General features: G+C 69.0%; 14 protein-coding genes. 4 read left to right on the forward strand and 10 right to left on the reverse strand.

Features of this window, described 5'->3' with window-relative positions; translation table 11 throughout:
- The first annotated feature begins 3 nt into the window (after positions 1–3).
- Both BDK89_RS13790 and BDK89_RS13795 read left to right on the forward strand, forming a co-directional pair.
- On the forward strand, positions 4–1776 hold the full coding sequence (locus BDK89_RS13790) for an ABC transporter ATP-binding protein (RefSeq protein WP_133871102.1): 1773 nt from the start codon (positions 4–6) through the stop codon (positions 1774–1776).
- A gap of 118 nt (positions 1777–1894) precedes the next feature.
- The gene (locus tag BDK89_RS13795; RefSeq protein ID WP_133869490.1) at positions 1895–2644 is read left to right on the forward strand and encodes an SDR family NAD(P)-dependent oxidoreductase; all 750 of its coding nucleotides are present in this window, start codon (positions 1895–1897) and stop codon (positions 2642–2644) included.
- A gap of 15 nt (positions 2645–2659) precedes the next feature.
- Here BDK89_RS13795 and BDK89_RS13800 read toward each other — a convergent pair whose 3' ends face one another.
- From BDK89_RS13800 to rhaI, 7 genes are all read right to left on the reverse strand, one after another.
- The gene (locus BDK89_RS13800; protein WP_133869491.1) at positions 2660–3184 is read right to left on the reverse strand and encodes a DoxX family protein; all 525 of its coding nucleotides are present in this window, start codon (positions 3182–3184) and stop codon (positions 2660–2662) included.
- A 156-nt stretch (positions 3185–3340) separates the two neighbouring features.
- Entirely contained in the window at positions 3341–4285 is a 945-nt protein-coding gene (locus tag BDK89_RS13805; RefSeq protein ID WP_208294078.1) for a patatin-like phospholipase family protein, read from the reverse strand.
- A gap of 20 nt (positions 4286–4305) precedes the next feature.
- On the reverse strand, positions 4306–5085 hold the full coding sequence (locus BDK89_RS13810) for an enoyl-CoA hydratase/isomerase family protein (protein WP_133869492.1): 780 nt from the start codon (positions 5083–5085) through the stop codon (positions 4306–4308).
- 45 nt (positions 5086–5130) lie between these two features.
- Positions 5131–6369 (reverse strand): alpha-hydroxy acid oxidase, encoded by a 1239-nt coding sequence (locus BDK89_RS13815; RefSeq protein WP_133869493.1) that lies wholly within the window; start codon positions 6367–6369, stop codon positions 5131–5133.
- The gene (locus tag BDK89_RS13820; protein ID WP_133869494.1) at positions 6366–7718 is read right to left on the reverse strand and encodes a rhamnulokinase; all 1353 of its coding nucleotides are present in this window, start codon (positions 7716–7718) and stop codon (positions 6366–6368) included. Before BDK89_RS13820 ends, BDK89_RS13815 begins: the two co-directional genes overlap by 4 nt.
- Before the next feature lie 3 nt (positions 7719–7721).
- Positions 7722–9758: a bifunctional aldolase/short-chain dehydrogenase gene (locus BDK89_RS13825; protein WP_133869495.1), complete on the reverse strand. Its 2037-nt coding sequence runs from the start codon at positions 9756–9758 to the stop codon at positions 7722–7724.
- A gap of 9 nt (positions 9759–9767) precedes the next feature.
- Positions 9768–10931, reverse strand: coding sequence for an L-rhamnose isomerase (rhaI, locus tag BDK89_RS13830; protein ID WP_133869496.1), 1164 nt, complete (start codon positions 10929–10931; stop codon positions 9768–9770).
- A 177-nt stretch (positions 10932–11108) separates the two neighbouring features.
- Here rhaI and BDK89_RS13835 point away from each other — a divergent pair, with 177 nt between their 5' ends.
- Together BDK89_RS13835 and BDK89_RS13840 are read left to right on the forward strand one after the other, a co-directional pair.
- Positions 11109–12104: a LacI family DNA-binding transcriptional regulator gene (locus BDK89_RS13835; RefSeq protein WP_133869497.1), complete on the forward strand. Its 996-nt coding sequence runs from the start codon at positions 11109–11111 to the stop codon at positions 12102–12104.
- 73 nt (positions 12105–12177) lie between these two features.
- Positions 12178–13146, forward strand: a complete 969-nt coding sequence (locus tag BDK89_RS13840) for a phytanoyl-CoA dioxygenase family protein (RefSeq protein ID WP_133869498.1) — start codon at positions 12178–12180, stop codon at positions 13144–13146.
- 141 nt (positions 13147–13287) lie between these two features.
- Here BDK89_RS13840 and BDK89_RS13845 read toward each other — a convergent pair whose 3' ends face one another.
- The 3 genes from BDK89_RS13845 to BDK89_RS13855 form a co-directional block, all read right to left on the reverse strand.
- Positions 13288–14667: an ABC transporter substrate-binding protein gene (locus BDK89_RS13845; protein WP_133869499.1), complete on the reverse strand. Its 1380-nt coding sequence runs from the start codon at positions 14665–14667 to the stop codon at positions 13288–13290.
- A 77-nt stretch (positions 14668–14744) separates the two neighbouring features.
- Complete coding sequence (locus BDK89_RS13850) at positions 14745–15569, reverse strand: carbohydrate ABC transporter permease (protein WP_166657580.1); 825 nt, start codon at positions 15567–15569, stop codon at positions 14745–14747.
- Complete coding sequence (locus tag BDK89_RS13855) at positions 15566–16528, reverse strand: carbohydrate ABC transporter permease (protein ID WP_133869501.1); 963 nt, start codon at positions 16526–16528, stop codon at positions 15566–15568. The genes BDK89_RS13850 and BDK89_RS13855 overlap by 4 nt, the downstream gene beginning before the upstream one ends.
- Between the last annotated feature and the right edge of the window lie 76 nt (positions 16529–16604).

The following is a 16604-nucleotide window of genomic DNA, read 5'->3' on the forward strand; positions in this document are numbered from 1 at the left end:
GGCATGCCGACCGAGAAGAGCCGCGACGCCGGTGCGGCACTGCGCCGCCTGCGCGAGATCATCGGCCCCGAACAGCGCTGGATCGTGCTCTCGCTGTTCCTCACTGTGATCAGCGTGGCCTGCGTCGTCGTCGGCCCACGCCTGCTCGGTGAGGCGACCGACATCATCGTGAGCGGCGCGCTCGCCGGCGACATCGACACCGGCCGACTCGCCGACCAGCTCATCCTCGTCGGCGCGATCTACGTGGCGTCGTGGGTGTTCGGCTACGCCCAGGGCTACATCGTCGCCGGGTCGATCCAACGATCGATGTTCCGGCTCCGCGAAGCCGTCGAGAACAAGCTGCACTCGCTGCCGATCTCGTACATCGACCGCCAGGAGCGTGGCGACCTGCTGAGCCGGGTCACGAACGACATCGACAACCTCGCCCAGAGCCTGCAGCAGACGACGAGCCAGATCGTCACGTCGCTGCTCACCCTGATCGGTGTGACCGTCATGATGTTCACGATCTCGCCCCTGTTGGCGGTGATCGCACTCGTCACCGTGCCGACGTCGGTGTGGTTGATGAAGGTCATCTCGAAGCGGGCCCGGCCCCGCTTCATCGCCCAGTGGGGACACACCGGGTCGCTCAACGCGCAGGCCGAGGAGGTGTTCACCGGCCACGCCGTCGTAAAGGCGTTCGGTCGCCAGGACGACGTCGAGGAACGGTTCCGGAACGAGAACGACGAGCTCTACGAGGCGAGCCGGTCGGCCCAGTTCACGGCCAGTCTGATCCAGCCGATGATGGTCTTCATGGGCAACCTGCAGTTCGTGATCATCGCGGTCGCCGGCGGTCTCCGGATCTCGGCCGGGGCGATCACGGTCGGCGACATGCAGGCGATGATCCAGTACGCCCGCCAGTTCTCCCAGCCGCTCACCCATCTCGCGTCGATGGCGGCCACGTTCCAGTCGGGCCTCGCCTCGCTGGAGCGGGTCGTCGAACTGCTCGACGCCGAGGAACAGTCACCGGAAGCCCCGGCGACGGTCGATCCGCAGCCGGTGCGGGGCCGCATCGTGTTCGACGACGTGTCGTTCTCGTACGACCCCGACACACCGCTCATCGAGCACCTGTCGCTGACCGCGGAACCCGGCCAGACGATCGCGATCGTCGGCCCCACGGGCGCCGGCAAGACGACACTCGTCAACCTGCTGATGCGGTTCTACGAACTCGACGGCGGCACGATCAGCATCGACGGCCGCGACATCGCGTCGATCCCGCGCAGCGAGCTGCGTTCGGAGATGGGCATGGTGCTGCAGGACACGTGGTTGTTCGGCGGGACGATCCGCGACAACCTCGCCTACGGCCGACCCTCGGCCACCGAGGCCGAGATCCACGAAGCCGCCGAGATCGCCTACGTCGACCGGTTCGTCCACTCCCTCCCCGACGGCTATGACACGGTCATCAACGACGAGGGCGACAACGTGTCGGCCGGCGAGAAGCAGTTGCTCACGATCGCCCGGGCATTCCTGAACGACCCGTCGATCCTGATCCTCGACGAGGCGACCAGCTCGGTCGACACCCGCACCGAGGTCCTCATCCAGGAGGCGATGAACCGGCTCCGCTCGCAGCGCACCAGCTTCGTGATCGCCCACCGTCTCTCCACCATCCGCGGTGCCGACGTCATCTTGGTGATGGACGGCGGCCGGATCGTCGAACAGGGCAACCACGACGAACTGATGGCCGCCGACGGCGCATACGCCCGCCTCCACCAAGCCCAGTTCGCCGGCCAAGCCACCTGACCCCGACCGACGGATGGTGTCGGATCCGTTGCGTCGCCGCATCGCTCTCGCTCACCTGGCCTGACGACGCAACGGATCCGACACCATCCGTCGGGGCCCCATCGGCCAGGCTGGGACCATGGATCCGTTGTTCGACTTCTCGGGGAAGGTCGTGCTCGTCACCGGCGGGAGCCGGGGGTTGGGGTACGAGATGGTCAAGGCATTCGCCGAGCGCGGCGCCGACGTGGTGATCGCGAGTCGCAAGCTCGAGAACTGCGAGGCCGTCGCCGACGAGGTGCGTGCCCTCGGACGCCGCGCACTGGCGGTACAGGTACACGCCGCGAAGTGGGACTCGATCGACGCACTCATCGACCGCACCTACGACGAGTTCGGCCGCATCGACGTCTGCATCAACAACGCCGGCATGGGGCCGGCAGCACCCAGCCACGAGGTGACCGAGGCCCTGTTCGACAGCGTCGTCGGCCTCAATTTCAAGGGCCCGTTCCGCATGGCGTCGCAGGTGGCGAAGCGGATGAGCGACGGCGACGGCGGCGTGATCATCAACGTCACCTCGTCGGGCTCGCTGCTCCCCCTCCCGCACGTCGTGCCCTATGGCTCGGCGAAGGCGGCGTTGAACCAGATGGGGCGCTCGCTCGCCGCCGAGTACGGCCCGACGGTGCGCATCAACACCTTGTCGCCCGGGCCGTTCCTCACCGACATCTCGAAGGCGTGGACCGACGAGGCCCGCGAGACGGCCGACAATGCGCTCCGGCGTCCGGGCGACCCCGACGAGATCGTCACCGCGGCACTCTTCCTGGCCAGTCCGGCGTCGACGTTCGTCACCGGCGGACTGGTGCGGGTCGACGGCGGCATGCCGATCGGCCAGTAGGCCGCGGCGTACTCGTCAGCCGTCGGGCGCGGCGGGCGGCCGCCAGCAGGTCGCCAGCAGCAGCGCGGCACCACCGACGCCGGCGCCGACGGAGATCGCGAGGCCGGTCCAACCGATCAGGTCGGCCCGGATGTCGAGCGCGTCGTCGAGCGACCACGAGCCCGGGCCGACGGCACCGAGCACCATGCCGGTGAGCCCGAGCGTCATCACGTACTCCCAGCCCTCGCCGGGACGGAAGATGAAGAACCCGTTGCCGCGATGGTTGATGACGAACGCGACGGTCATCGTCCCCACCACGGCGGCGCCCCCGAACGGGGACAGCAGACCGAGCACGAGCAACGCACCGCCGACGATCTCGGTCAGGCTGGCGAGCCAGGCCTGCACGAGCGGCGGCCGCATCCCCATCGAGCCGAACCACCCGGCCGTGCCCTCGATCTTGCCGCCACCCCAGATGTGGTTGATCCCGTGGGCGAGCATGACCGCCCCGATCCCACACCGGAACACCAGCAGCGCCAGATCGATCGCCTCAGCATCACCCATGCCGCAGGACCGTAGCCAACCCGTCGGATGAGGTCAGACCCCAACCGACCGTTGTGCGACGTCGAGCCGCCTGCCAGAAGGGGTCAGGCACCTTCTGGCTCGCAGGCGCTGCGCTCTCCGAATCGTCTGCCAGAAGGTGCCTGACCCCTTCTGGCCTCAACCGACCTGGAGGGCGGCTTTCGTTCGTTCTCGGCCGAGGGCGATCAGGTCGGCGGCGCGGTGGAAGTCGAGGGTGCCGCCGGCGTCGCGTGGGATCGTGATGAGCACGTCGGGCGGGTAGCCCGCCAGCCGGTATTTGGCGACGACGCTGCGGAGCGTGTCGAGCGACAGGTCGACGACGTCGCGTGTCTTCAACCCGGCCGGAGGCGGATCGTACGCCGGTGCGTCTGCCGCGTCGGTGTCGGTCAGCTGGCTGCGCACGTTCCCCATCCACCGGTTCAACGTCCGGACGAGCTCGCTGTCGGGTCGGACTTCTTCGTCGTCGACCGCCGCCTCCTCCCGTGCCGGTGCATCCGGCCAACCGGCCACGCTCAGGTGCTCGCCGGCGAGTCCGACCCCGACGACGACGTCGGCCTCGATGCCGGCCGTTGCCACGACCGGGAGTGGGTCGACCAATCCACCGTCGGCGAGCAGCCGACCGTTGACGACGACCGGGGTGATGACCCCGGGGATGGCCGACGACGCACGGATCGCTGCGTCGAGTCGGCCGCGCTGGAACCAGACCTCCTTGCGTCGGGTCAGGTCGGCGGCGACGGCGGTGTACGGGATCGGCAGGTCTTCGATCAGGACATCGCCGACCAGTTCGCCGAGCTTGCCGAAGATCTTGGCGGCACGCACCATGCCCGGACCCATGAGCGTCGGGTCGAGCATCCGCAGCACGTCGCGCTGGGTCAGTGTCACGGCCCAGTCGGCGAACTCGTCGAGACCGTTCACCGCGTGGAGTCCGCCGATCAGCGCGCCCATCGACGAACCGGCGATGCCCACGATCTCGAACCCGTGCTCCTCGAGCTCCTGGATGACGCCGATGTGCGCGTAGCCGCGGGCGCCTCCGCTCCCGAGAGCGAGCGCCACGCGTTTGCCGGTTGCCGGATCGGTCGTCACGTCGACCAGTGTGCCCGGTCTCAGCGACCGACGAAGTTCGGCGGGCGCTTCTCCAGGAAGGCGGCGACTCCTTCGCGGTGGTCGTCGGTCCGGAACAGCTCGCCGAGCGTCGCGCTGACCCACCGACCGAGTTCGTCCCAATCGGGATCGAGCGCCCTGCGTAAACCGGCCTTGAGCTGCCGCACGGCCAGCGGAGGATTGTCGGCGATCTCGTCGGCGAGGGCGAACGCCGTGGCCAGCAGTGTGTCGTGCGGGACCACGCGTGACACCAACCGGAGCCGGTGCGCCTCGTCGGCGCCGACGACACGACCGGTGAACAGCAGCTCGGCGGCGGTCTCACGACCGGCGATCCCGGCGAGCCGGCCGATGCCGGCGACATCGCAGCACAACCCTCGTTTCACGAACAGCTCACCGAGCTTCGCCCGGTCGGACGCGATGCGGATGTCGGCCATGAGCGCCAGCTCCATCCCCCACCCGACCGCTGCACCGTTCACTGCGGCGATCACCGGCACGTCGGTGGCCAGGAGGGCACCCGCCGCCGGTGTGATGCGTGGCTCCGTGCGCAGGCGATCGGCGGTCTGTTCACCCGACGCGACCATCACCCGCTTGACGTCGTCGCCGGAGCAGAAGGCTGGGTCGGCACCCGTGATGACGAGGCATCGCGCCGTCGTGGTCTCGACCGCATACGTCAGTTCGGCGTAGGTGCGGTGCGTCAGTGCGTTGCGAGCGTCGGGTCGGTTCAGCGTGACGATGTCGACATGGCCGCGTCGGTCGACGATCAGGTCTTCGTACTCCCCCATCGCCCGAGTCTCGTCAGTGCGGCGACGCCTCGACGATGCGGAGCGTCAGCGTGGGTCGATCGGGAGCAGACGGCGGAGCTGGCTGACGTGCCCTGGTTCGAGTTCGGCGAGGCTCGAGACGCCCAGCAGTTTCATCGTGCGGGTGATCTCGTCGGTGAGGATCTCAATCGCCCGATCGACACCTCGACGCCCGCCGGCCATCAGGCCGTACAGGTAGGCACGCCCGACGAGCGTGAACGCCGCGCCCTGGGCGACGGCGGCGACGACGTCGGCACCGGACATGATCCCGGTGTCGATCCAGACCTCGACGTCGTCGGGGAGCTCTCGCCGAACGGTCGGCAGCAGGTGGAACGGCACCGGAGCCCGGTCGAGTTGTCGACCGCCGTGGTTCGAGAGCAACACGCCGTCGACACCGAGATCGGCACACCGCTTTGCGTCGGCCAACGTCTGGACGCCCTTCACGACCACCGGTCCGGGCCAACGGTCCTTGATCCAGCGGAGGTCTTCGTAGTCGACCGTCGGGTCGAACATGGTGTCGAGCAGGTCGGCGACGGTGCCGTCGAACCCCTTGAACGTCGAGAACTCGAGCGGCTCGGTGGTGAGGAAGTCGGTCCACCACCGCACCTTCGGGATCGCGTTGAGCACCGTGCCGGCGGTCAGCGTCGGCGGGATCGTCAGACCGTTGTAGCGGTCGCGCAGGCGTGCCCCGCCGATCGGCACGTCGACGGTCACCAGGAGCACGTCGAACCCGGCCGCCGCGGCCCGATCGAGCACGTCCATCGAGCGGTCGCGGTCTTTCCACATATACAGCTGGAAGAAGTTGCGACCGTGCGGGTTCGCAGCGATCACGTCCTCGGGGGTCGCCGTGCCGACCGTCGACAACGAGAACGGGATGCCGGCAGCGCCGGCTGCCGCAGCGCCGGCCCGCTCCCCCGCCGAGTGCATCATGCGGGTGAAGCCGGTTGGTGCGATGCCGAACGGGTGCGACGACGCGCCGCCGCACACCTCGACCGACGTGTCGATCTCGGAGACGTCGCGCAGGATCGCCGGATGGAACTCGACGTCGTCGAACGCCTGACGGGCCCTCGCGAGCGACAGCTCGGCCTCGGCCGCCCCGTCGGTGTAGTCGAACGGTGCCTTCGGCGTGACCTTCTTGGCGATCGCGCGGAGGTCGGCGATCGTGTGAGCGTTCGCGAGCCGAGCCGCAGTGCGGTCGAGCGTCGGGCTCTTGAATCGCAAGAGCTCGGCGAAGTCGGCGGGCTTGGGGATGCGTCGTTCGTTCATGGTGCTGTTCGGCGATCGTTCTTCGGGTACACGCTGCCGGTGATTCTCTCGCGTCCGGCGTCGAGCGTCGACAGCGCGCCGATCGCGACGCCCTGCACGAGCGCGTTGCCGAGTGCGGCGGCCTCCGCCGGACCGACCCGAATCGCCCGCCGGGTGAAGTTGCGCAGCCGAGCGACGAGCAGCTCGATGCGAGCCGCACCGCCGAACAGGACGACGTCGTCGAAGGGCTGCGCCACCTCGACCTCGGCGAGCACGTCGGCGGTCCTCACTGCGACCGACTCGACGATGCTGCGTGTCACCAGCGCTGGATCGGTGTCCCTGCGAAGACCCGCCAGGGTCGTGTACGCCGTGAGCATGTCGTCGGGCGATCGGAGCGACTCGTCGTCGACGTCGACGATCGGCACCTTCGCCTCGACCGCCGTGGCACGCCCCACGAGCTCGCCCACATCGAGCCGCCACTCGGTTCGACACTGCTCGAGCAGCCAGAAGCCGGTGACGTTGCGCAAGAACCGGAAACCGCCGAGCGCTGCCGCCTCGTTGGTGAAATTCCGGCGTCGTGCCCACGACGAGGTGTCAGCAGCGTCGCGTTCGATCCCGGCGAGCATCCACGTGCCGGTGGCCACGAATGCCGAGCCGCCCGAGATCGAGGGGCCCATCCCCGCCACGGCCGATGCCGTGTCATGGCCAGCAACGAGCGAGACCGGCACGCCGCGCCACTCGCCGACGACGCGTCCTGCCGGCACGATCTCCCCGAGCATCCGGGAGTCGATTCCGGCGAGATCGCACAGCTCGCGCGACCACGCGCCGGTCGACACGTCGACCAGGCCCGAGCAGCCGGCGCTGGTCCGCTCGGTCACCGTCGCACCGCACAGGTGGTGGACGAGCAACTCGGGGAGCCAGAGCAGACGCTCGGCACGTTCCATCTCGGCGCGGTCGTGGACAGCGAGCTGGAAGATCGTGTTGAACGGTTGCAGCTGGAGCCCGTTCGATTCGTACATGCGAGTCGCACCGAACTCGTCGACGAGTGCTCGATAGCCGCTCGTCCGTTCGTCGCGGTACGAGAACGGGTCGGCGATCAGGTGCCCGTCACCGTCGAGCAAGCCGTAGTCGACCGCCCAGGTGTCGACCCCGATCGAGTCGATCGGCCCGAGTTCGAGACACCGTTCGAGGCCGAGCTCCACGGCGGAGGTGATCGCGGTCCAGTCCCAACGGAGGTGGCCCGCCGCGTCGCGCCGGGGGGTGTGCGCAACACGGTGGACCACCTCGGGGACGAGGCTCGGCGCCTCGAGATCGACGCGACACACGCGGACCGAGGTCGCTCCGCAGTCGATCGCTGCGACGATCGCCACGGCTCAGCGCAGGAACGCCGCAGCGACGCCGGAGTCGACCGGGATGTGCAGACCGGTGGTCTGCGAGAGATCGTCGCCCGTGATCGCGGCGACGGCGTTCGCGACGTGCTCGGGCAGCACCTCCCGCTTGAGGATCGTGCGCTGTGCGTAGAACTCGCCCAGGTCGGCTTCGTCGACGCCGTAGGTGGCAGCCCGCTGAGCTCCCCATCCACCGGCGAAGATCCCCGACCCGCGCACGACACCGTCGGGGTTGATGCCGTTGACGCGGATGCCGTGCTCGCCGAGCTCCACGGCGAGCAATCGGACCTGGTGGGCTTGATCGGCCTTGGTCGCCGAGTAGGCGATGTTGTTCGGGCCGGCGAAGACGGAGTTCTTCGAGGCGATGTACACGATGTCGCCGCCCATCCGCTGGTCGATCATGGCCCGCGCCGCCGCCTGCGACACCAGGAACGAGCCCTTCGCCATCACGTCGTGCTGCAGATCCCAGTCGGCCTCGGTGGTGTCGAGCAACGGCTTCGACAGGGACAGCCCGGCGTTGTTGACGACCAGGTCGACGCCGCCGAACGCCAGCACGGCCTCGTCGACGGCTCGTCGAACGGCTGCAGCGTCCGACACGTCGACACCGACGCCGACGGCCACGTCGGTCGAGCCCAGCTCGGCCGCCGCCGCTGCCGCCTTGTCGGCGTCGAGATCGGCGACCACGACACAGGCTCCCTCGCCGGCCAACCGTGTCGCGATCGCCTTGCCGATACCGGACGCCGCACCGGTCACGAGCGCAACGCGGGTCGCGTGCGACTTGGGCTTCGGCATCCGCTGCAGCTTCGCCTCTTCGAGCGCCCAGTACTCGATCCGGAACTTCTCGTAGTCGGAGATCGGTTGGTACGTCGACAGCGCCTCGGCACCGCGCATCACGTTGATGGCGTTGATGTAGAACTCGCCCGCGACGCGGGCGGTCTGCTTGTTGCGTCCGAAGCTGAACATGCCGACGCCCGGCACCAGCACGATGAGCGGATCGGCACCGCGCATCGCCGGCGACGACTCGTCGGCGAACGTCTCGTAGTACGTGCGGTACTCGTCGCGGTACGGCTCGTGCAGCTCACGCAGGCGGGTGATGCAGTCGTCGACCGACGCCGTGGCCGGCAGATCGAGCAGCATCGGCTTGACCTTGGTACGGAGGAAGTGATCCGGGCAGCTCGTGCCGAGCGCAGCGAGTCTCGGATGTTCGGCGCGGGAGAGGAACTCGAGCACCGCGGGGTCGTCGTCGAAATGGCCGACCATCGGTGAGTCGTGCGACGCGATGCCGCGGATCGTCGGCGCCAGCGCCGCTGCCTTGGCGCGGCGTTCGGCTGCCGGCAGCGGACCGTACCCGTCGAGCACCGTCCCGAACGGTTCGGGGGCACCGTGCTCATCGATGTAGGCGGCCGCCGTGTCGATGATCCAGAGCGAGTTGCGCTCGCTCTCCTCGCTGGTGGCACCCCACGCCGTGATGCCGTGCCCGCCGAGGATGCACCCGACCGCTTCGGGGTGTTCACGCTGGATCTCGGCCATGTCGAGTCCGAGTTGGAAGCCGGGACGACGCCACGGCACCCAGGCGACCTTGCCGCCGTAGATCGTGCGGGTCAGTTCCTCGCCGTCGACGGCGGCGGCGATCGCGATGCCGGCGTCGGGGTGGAGGTGGTCGACGTGGGGCGCGGTCACCAGGCCGTGCATGGCGGTGTCGATCGACGGTGCGGCACCGCCTTTGCCGTGCAGGCAGTAGTCGAACGCGGCGACCATCTCGTCTTCGCGCTCGACGCCGGGGTAGACGTCGACGAGCGCCCGCATCCGGTCGAGTCGGAGCACGGCCAGGCCGTCCTCGGTCAGCGTGCCGAGGTCACCGCCGGATCCTTTGACCCACATCAGGTCGACGTCGGTGCCGGTGACGGGGTCGACGTCGGTGCCCTTGGCCGACGTGTTGCCGCCGGCGTAGTTGGTGTTCTTGCGGTCGGAACCAAGGCGGTTCGAGCGCGCCAAGAGTTCGTCGACGGTTCGGTTCGTCATGTCTGCTCCTCAGGCGCCCCAGCCGGCTTGCGTTCCGCCGACCCGGGCCCGTTCGATCTCTGCCTGGTACCCCGACGCCGCGTAGGCGGCGATCGGGTCGCGCGGCAACCCGCGCGCTTCACGCCGGTCGGCGAGCGCCGTCCGGACATCGGTGTAGAAGGCGTCCATGAACACCTCGTTCGCGCCGAGCACATCGCCACGCCCTTGCGCGTCGGCGAGTGCGTCCTGGTCGATCAGGAGGGCGCGTGCGGTCATCTCCTGCACGTTGAGCACGCTGCGGATCTGGCCGGGGATCTTGGCCTCGATGTTGTGGCACTGGTCGAGCATGAACACGACGTCGGAACCAGCCTCGAAGCCGCCGCCGCGGTTCACCTCGTGCATGATGCGGAAGAGCTGGAAGGGGTCGGCGGCGCCGACCATCAGGTCGTCGTCCGCGTAGAAGCGCGAGTTGAAGTCGAACGCCCCGAGCCGGCCCAGGCGCAGCAGCTGGGTGACGATGAACTCGATGTTGGTGCCGGGCGCATGGTGGCCCGTGTCGAGGCACACCACGGCGCGCTCGCCCAGCTCGACGCAGTGGGTGTACGACGTGCCCCAGTCGGGAACATCGGTGTGGTAGAAGGCCGGCTCGAAGAACTTGTACTCGAGAACGAGGCGTTGATCGTCGGCGAGCCGCTCGTAGATGGTGGCCAACGACTCGGCAAGGCGATCTTGGCGGGCCCGCATGTCGTCCTGGCCCGGATAGTTCGTGCCATCGGCGAGCCAGATCTTGAGGTCGGTCGAACCCGTGGCGTGCATCACCTCGATGCAGCGGAGGTGGTGATCGATCGCCGCCTGACGAACGTCGGCGTCGGCGTGTGCCAGGCTACCGAGCTTGTAGATGTCGTCCTGGAACGTGTTCGAGTTGATCGTGCCGATCCGCAACCCGAGCGACTCGGCATGGTCGACCAGTCGGGCGAAGTCGTCGACCTCGTCCCACGGGATGTGCAGCGCGACGCTCGGAGCGAGTCCGGTGAGGGCGTGCACCTGAGCAGCGTCGGCCAGCTTCTCGTACGGATCGCGCGGCACCCCGGCCTGGGCGAACACCTTGAACCGGGTGCCGGAGTTGCCGTACGCCCACGACGGGACCTCGATCGCCTGCTGGTCGAGCCGTTCGATGGCTTGGGTCGAGAACACGGTGGGGTCTGCCTCCGTCGGGGGTTGCGAGGGCACCAGTCGACGGCGCCGGGTTGAAACGTTTCACACTCTAGACACGACGACCCGCCGAGGTCCACACGACCGACCGAGACGCGCCGGCGAGCGCCCCCGTCGGTCCGCGAATCCGCAGGTCAGCGAGGGGTAGGCTCCAGCTCGATGGCCGCCAGCATCCGCGAAGTCGCCGAGATCGCCGGCGTGTCGATCGCCACGGTGTCCAACGTGCTCAACCGCCCCGAGCTCGTCGCCGACCCGACGATCGAGCGCGTCCGAGCCGCGATCACCGAGACCGGCTACGTCCCCAACGCGAGCGCCCGGCAACTCCGGGTCGGCAGCGCGCCGACGATCAACGTCGTCATCCCCGACATCTCGAACCCGTTCTTCGCCGATCTCACGAGCGGCGTCGAGCGCGTGGCCGCAGAGCGCGATCTCGCCGTCCTGATCGCGAGCACCGAAGGCGACGCCGAGCGCGAGGCCCGATATCTCCGCACGATCGTCGAGCAGCGCCCGACAGGTGTCCTCATCACGCCGGCCGACACGACCCACGATGCACTCGCACTCCTCGGCGACCGTCTCCCGGTCGTCCTGGTCGACCGCCACAGCGATGGCGACACCTCGTCGGTGTCGGTCGACGACGTCCGCGGTGCCGCGATCGCCGTCGATCACCTGGCCGAACTCGGCCATCGCCGGGTGACGTGGGTCGTCGGCCCCGACTCGATCCCCCAGTGCGCCGAGCGCACCGACGGGCTCACGGCGGCAGCTGCCCGCCACGACATCGCCGTCACGACGATGCGTGTCGACCACCTGACCGTCGCCGAGGGCCGCTCCCTGGCCGCATCACTCGACGTCGACGACCTCCCCACGGCCATCGTGTGCGCCAACGACCTGTTGGCGCTCGGGGTCGAGTTCGCACTCCTCGAGCGCGGCGCGCGCATCCCCGACGACGTGTCGGTCGTCGGGTTCGACGACATCGAGTTCGGAGCGGCAGCGGCCGTTCCACTCACCTCGGTGGCACGGCCCAGCGCCGAACTCGGCGCTGCAGCACTCGAACTGCTGCTCGGCGAGCGCGACGATCCCGACCACTCGCCGCGCCAGATCCGCTTCGAGCCGTCCCTGTCGGTCCGCCGCAGCACCGCGGCCCCGCGTACGCCGTGACCCTCTTGACCTGCCGCCGTCCCATCGGTACCGTGCGGATTGAATCGTTTCAAGGCACGTTTCACGGCACCGCATGACGAATCCCCCGCCTCCCCACGACTCCGACTCCGACGCCCTCGGCCCGGCCGATCTGGACGACCTGGTCGACTCCACCGACCTGCTCGACGATCCCCGGGCGCTGCGGGCACGCGCCGACGCGGACGGCTATCTGTTCTTTCGCGCCCTCCTGCCACGCGAGGCCGTGCTCGAGGTCCGACGCGACATCCTCGCTGCCGTCGCCGCCGACGGGTGGCTCGATGATGCCGCTCCGCTCGAGCAAGGACGACTCGACCACCGCGCGATCGACACGATCCCCGACGACGAACTACGAGACGACATCGGCGTGTCCGAGCAGGGGTACGTCCACATCCAGCAGGTCGAGTCGCTGCATCGCCTCCCCCACCACCCGGCACTGCTGTCGCTGTACGACGACCTGATCGACGGATCGGTCTTCGTCCATCCCCGACACATCGTGCGCGCGATGACGTCGCACCGCGGCCTGTCCCCGACGCCGGCGCACCAGGACTTCCCGCTCGTCCAGGGCACCGGGGCGACGTGGACGTGCTGGGCCCCGCTCGGCGACTGCCCCCGGTCACTCGGCTCGCTCGCCGTGCTGCCGGGCACACACCGTCGGGGCTACCGACCGGTGATCGAGGCGCCGGGCGCCGGCCACATCGGCGCGCAGCTGTGCGACGACGACCTCCCCCGCTGGCACGGCGCGGACTTCGCCGCCGGTGACGTCCTCACGTTCAACGCCTACACGGTGCACCGCTCGCTGCCGGCCCTTGATCGCGATCACCTCCGGCTCTCGATGGACGTGCGCTATCAGTCGACCGACGACCCGATCGAGGCACGCGCGCTGACCAACCACGCCGACGTCGACTGGGCGACGGTGTACCAGGGGTGGGGCGACACGACGTTCCAGCGCTACTGGCTCGACGCGGACCTGACGATCGAGCCGTGGGACGACGCACTGATCCAGCCCAGCCGCCGCATCTGCTGACGCTCGCCCGGACGCGCCCGCCGCGGTGCGCCCGTCGCCGCCTCGAGGGCGACGGTTCGAGCGTCGATGAAACCGGCCCCGGACGCGACGGTGCCCGCCGCCTCGAGGGCGACGGGCACCGGCGGGGTGGCCTGGAGGCTGTCAGCCCTCGGACTGCAGCAGCGCCAGGTTCTCGAGGAACCCGGCGAGGTCGTCGTTGACCGCTGCGTCGGTGATGCCCTGCGTGGCAGCGCCGGCGGCGGCCGAGTTGAAGTTGACCTGGGCGGCCGGAACGCCGCCGACCTCCTCGACGATCGCGCTGATCGCCGCGGCGCCGGGGCTGTCGGCCACCTCGGCGACGCTGACGTCGGAACGGTTCGGGAACTGCCCACTCTCACGCAGCATGATCTCCTGACCCTCCTTCGACACGACGAACGAGATCCAGTCGCGGCTGAGCTCGACCTCGTCGGTGCTCGTCGACAATCCGTAGAGCAGGACCGGGTTGAAGAACTGCTTGCGCTCGATGCCGCCCTCGACCAGCGGGGCGGTGAAGACGCCGTAGGCATCCTTGCCGAGGCTGTCGTCGAACACCCGCCAGTTGATGGCGCTCGTGATCAGGCCGGGGACGATCGCGACCTCGCCGGCGCCGAACGCTGCTTCCATGTCGGCGAACTGCTTCGACGCGTAGTCCTCGTTCCAGTAGCCCTTGGCGTACGTCGAGGCGATCGGCGCCAACGACTGCATGAAGCGCTCGTCGTCGAGCGGGATCTCGCCGGTGCGCACCTTGTTGACCTCGTCGGCGGTCGTAAAGAACTGCGGCGTGAACGCGTTCCACGCCCACCACAGCAGGTTGCCGTCGACGCCCGACATGCCGAGCGGCGTGATGCCGGCGGCGAGCAGCGCGTCGCACGCCGCCTCGAACTCTTCCCAGGTGGTCGGGGCGGCCTCGGGGTCGAGACCGGCCTGCTCGAACAACGCCTTGTTGTAGTAGAAGAGCGTGCCCTGCGCACCGCCCGGGATGCCGGCGTACTCGCCGTCGACGGTCGCGTCGAGCAGCGCCGACTCCCAGCCGGTCACCTCGTCGGCGAGTGCGCCGTAGTCGGCCTTCGCCGTCGGCGCGAGCGCCGGGAAGATGCCGGCGTGGTTCAGGTTCGGGAGCAACTCGACCACGTCGGACAGCTCACCGGCACGGGCACGCGTCGTGCCGGTCGCCACGAAGTCACCGAACGGCACACCGTCGAACGACAGCTCGTTGCCGGTCTGCTCCTGCCATGCGACCCGGCACGCCTCGAACCCCAGACCGAGGCCTGCGGTCGTGTCGGCGATGTCCCAGCCGAACATCGAGATCGAGCCGCCGCCGCCCGAGGCGGGCGCGGTCGTGCCGGAGCCGCCCGTCGTTCCCGGCGTCGTGCCGGCGCTGCCGTCGTCATCGTCGTCGTCCCCGCCGCAGGCGCTGAGCCCGCCGAGCGCGACGAATCCGCCGAGCGCGAGGCCGCCACCGAGGAGCCGGCGGCGTGAGATGTTGGGGTTCTCAGGTGTCATGGTGGGATTCTCCGTTGGTGTGGGTCGCCCGCTGGGCGGTGGGTGGATCGGTGTGCACGTCGCGTCGTCGGGCGGCGTCAGTCCTTCACGCCGCCGGTGAACATGCCGGAGCGGATCCAGCGCTGTCCGACGAGGAACAGCGCGAGGATCGGGAGCGAGCCGATGAGGAGCGAGGCGGCGGTGAGTGGACCGCCGGTGCGGAACTGGGTCGAGAACTGGGCGATCGCGACCGACACGGTCGTGTCGTCGCCCGACGGCAGGAGCAGCAGCGCGAGCAGGAGCTCGCTCCACTGGAGGAAGGCGTTGAGGATGAACGCCGTGGCGAGGGCGGGCATGCTCAGCGGCAGACCAACCGACAGGAACGTCCGGAACGCCGAGGCACCGTCGAGCGAGGCCGCTTCGGTGATCGAGTCGGGGACGCCCTGGAAGTACGAGCGGAGGAACAGCGTCGTCCACGGCGCGAAGATCGTGCCGTACACGAGGGAGAGGAACCATCGCTCCCCCACCACCCCGTACGAGAGTCCGATCTCGAACAGCGGCATCGCGAGCGCCGCGATCGGGAGGAACATCGCGGCGCTCGTGACACCGATCGCGACCGTCTTGCCGGGGAAGTCGTGCTTGGCGTACCCCCACCCGGCGAGCGCCGCGAGGACCGTGGCCAGGATTGCTCCGGGCACGACGATCGACGCCGATGTGATGAGGGCATCGCCGAGGTCGGCGACCTCCCACGAGTCGCTGAGGTTCTGGAGCGTCCACGACGAGCCCCACCCACCCGGGTCGGATTGGTACTCCTCCGGGGTCCGTGTGGCGACGCGCGTGACCCAGACGAGCGGGCCGAGCACCGAGAGGACCGCGATCCCGACGACCCCGGCGCCGAGCAGTTGACCGAGACGCTTGTTCACGACCAGTCACCGTCCCGGCGGACGAGCCGCATGACCGACTGCCCGCTCAGCACCAGCAGCACGAGCACGACCGAGACGACGGCGATCGCCGCGCCTCGTCCGAGCTGGTTTCCCTGGTTGAGCGTGAGGTACACGGCGAAGTCGAGCGTGGTCGACGAGACGCCGGGTCCGCCGAGCGTGAGGCCGTACACCCAGGGGAAGAACCCCGTCACCGTCGTCACCGTGAGCAGCAGGGTCCAGAAGCGGGTGATCGGGCGCAGCGCCGGTCGGTAGATGTACCAGACGATCTGACGCCAGTTGGCGCCGTCGAGTTTGGCCGCCTCGATGTACGACGGCGAGATCGCCGACAGCCCGGACGTGTAGAACAAGATGCCGCTCCCCATCGTTGCCCAGCAGATGACGAGCGCGAGGGTGACGAGCACGAAGTCGCCGTCGCTCAACCATCCGGGAGCGAGCGCTCCGAGGCCGACCGCCCGCAGCGAGGAGTTCACCGGGCCGTCGTCGGCGAGGATGATGCGGAAGACGTTGCCGACGATGATCGGCGACAGCATCGCCGGGATGAACAGGATTGTCCTGACCACGTTGGCCCCGCGACGGCCGAACAGGATGATCGCGAGCACGAACGGGACACTCACCCAGATCAACAGACCGAGCAGGATGACCACGTTGTTCAGGACGATCCGGTGGAAGTCCTGCCATTTGATCAGGAACCGGTAATTCTTGAGTCCGACCCAGACCGGGTCGGTGAGGCCGCCGTAGTCGGTGAAGGAGTAGCGGACGAGGCTGATGATCGGCCACACGACGAGGGCGGCGACGAGGAGCAGCAGCGGCGCGCAGAAGGCGAGACCGGTCCACCGGCGGCGCCGTCCGGATCGGCGCGTCGGTCGTCGCGATGCGGCCGCGCCGGCGGTCGTGTCGTGCGGCGTCGCTGTCGATTCGTGCGTCGTCATCGTGGTCATCCATACCCCCTCTCGATGGTCAGACCGTTTTGAAACGATTCAAGTCGGAAGCGAACTTACGGTGAACGAGCGCTTG

Origin of the sequence: Ilumatobacter fluminis, assembly GCF_004364865.1 — a bacterium.
Taxonomy (GTDB): Bacteria; Actinomycetota; Acidimicrobiia; order Acidimicrobiales; family Ilumatobacteraceae; genus Ilumatobacter; species Ilumatobacter fluminis.

Coding starts and splice junctions, on each gene's coding strand:
- BDK89_RS13790 (WP_133871102.1), top strand. CDS start 4: ATGCCGACCGAGAAGAGCCGCGACGCCGGTGCGGCACTGCGCCGCCTG.
- BDK89_RS13795 (WP_133869490.1), top strand. CDS start 1,895: ATGGATCCGTTGTTCGACTTCTCGGGGAAGGTCGTGCTCGTCACCGGC.
- BDK89_RS13800 (WP_133869491.1), bottom strand. CDS start 3,184: ATGGGTGATGCTGAGGCGATCGATCTGGCGCTGCTGGTGTTCCGGTGT.
- BDK89_RS13810 (WP_133869492.1), bottom strand. CDS start 5,085: ATGGGGGAGTACGAAGACCTGATCGTCGACCGACGCGGCCATGTCGAC.
- BDK89_RS13815 (WP_133869493.1), bottom strand. CDS start 6,369: ATGAACGAACGACGCATCCCCAAGCCCGCCGACTTCGCCGAGCTCTTG.
- BDK89_RS13825 (WP_133869495.1), bottom strand. CDS start 9,758: ATGACGAACCGAACCGTCGACGAACTCTTGGCGCGCTCGAACCGCCTT.
- BDK89_RS13835 (WP_133869497.1), top strand. CDS start 11,109: ATGGCCGCCAGCATCCGCGAAGTCGCCGAGATCGCCGGCGTGTCGATC.
- BDK89_RS13840 (WP_133869498.1), top strand. CDS start 12,178: ATGACGAATCCCCCGCCTCCCCACGACTCCGACTCCGACGCCCTCGGC.
- BDK89_RS13845 (WP_133869499.1), bottom strand. CDS start 14,667: ATGACACCTGAGAACCCCAACATCTCACGCCGCCGGCTCCTCGGTGGC.
- BDK89_RS13855 (WP_133869501.1), bottom strand. CDS start 16,528: ATGACCACGATGACGACGCACGAATCGACAGCGACGCCGCACGACACG.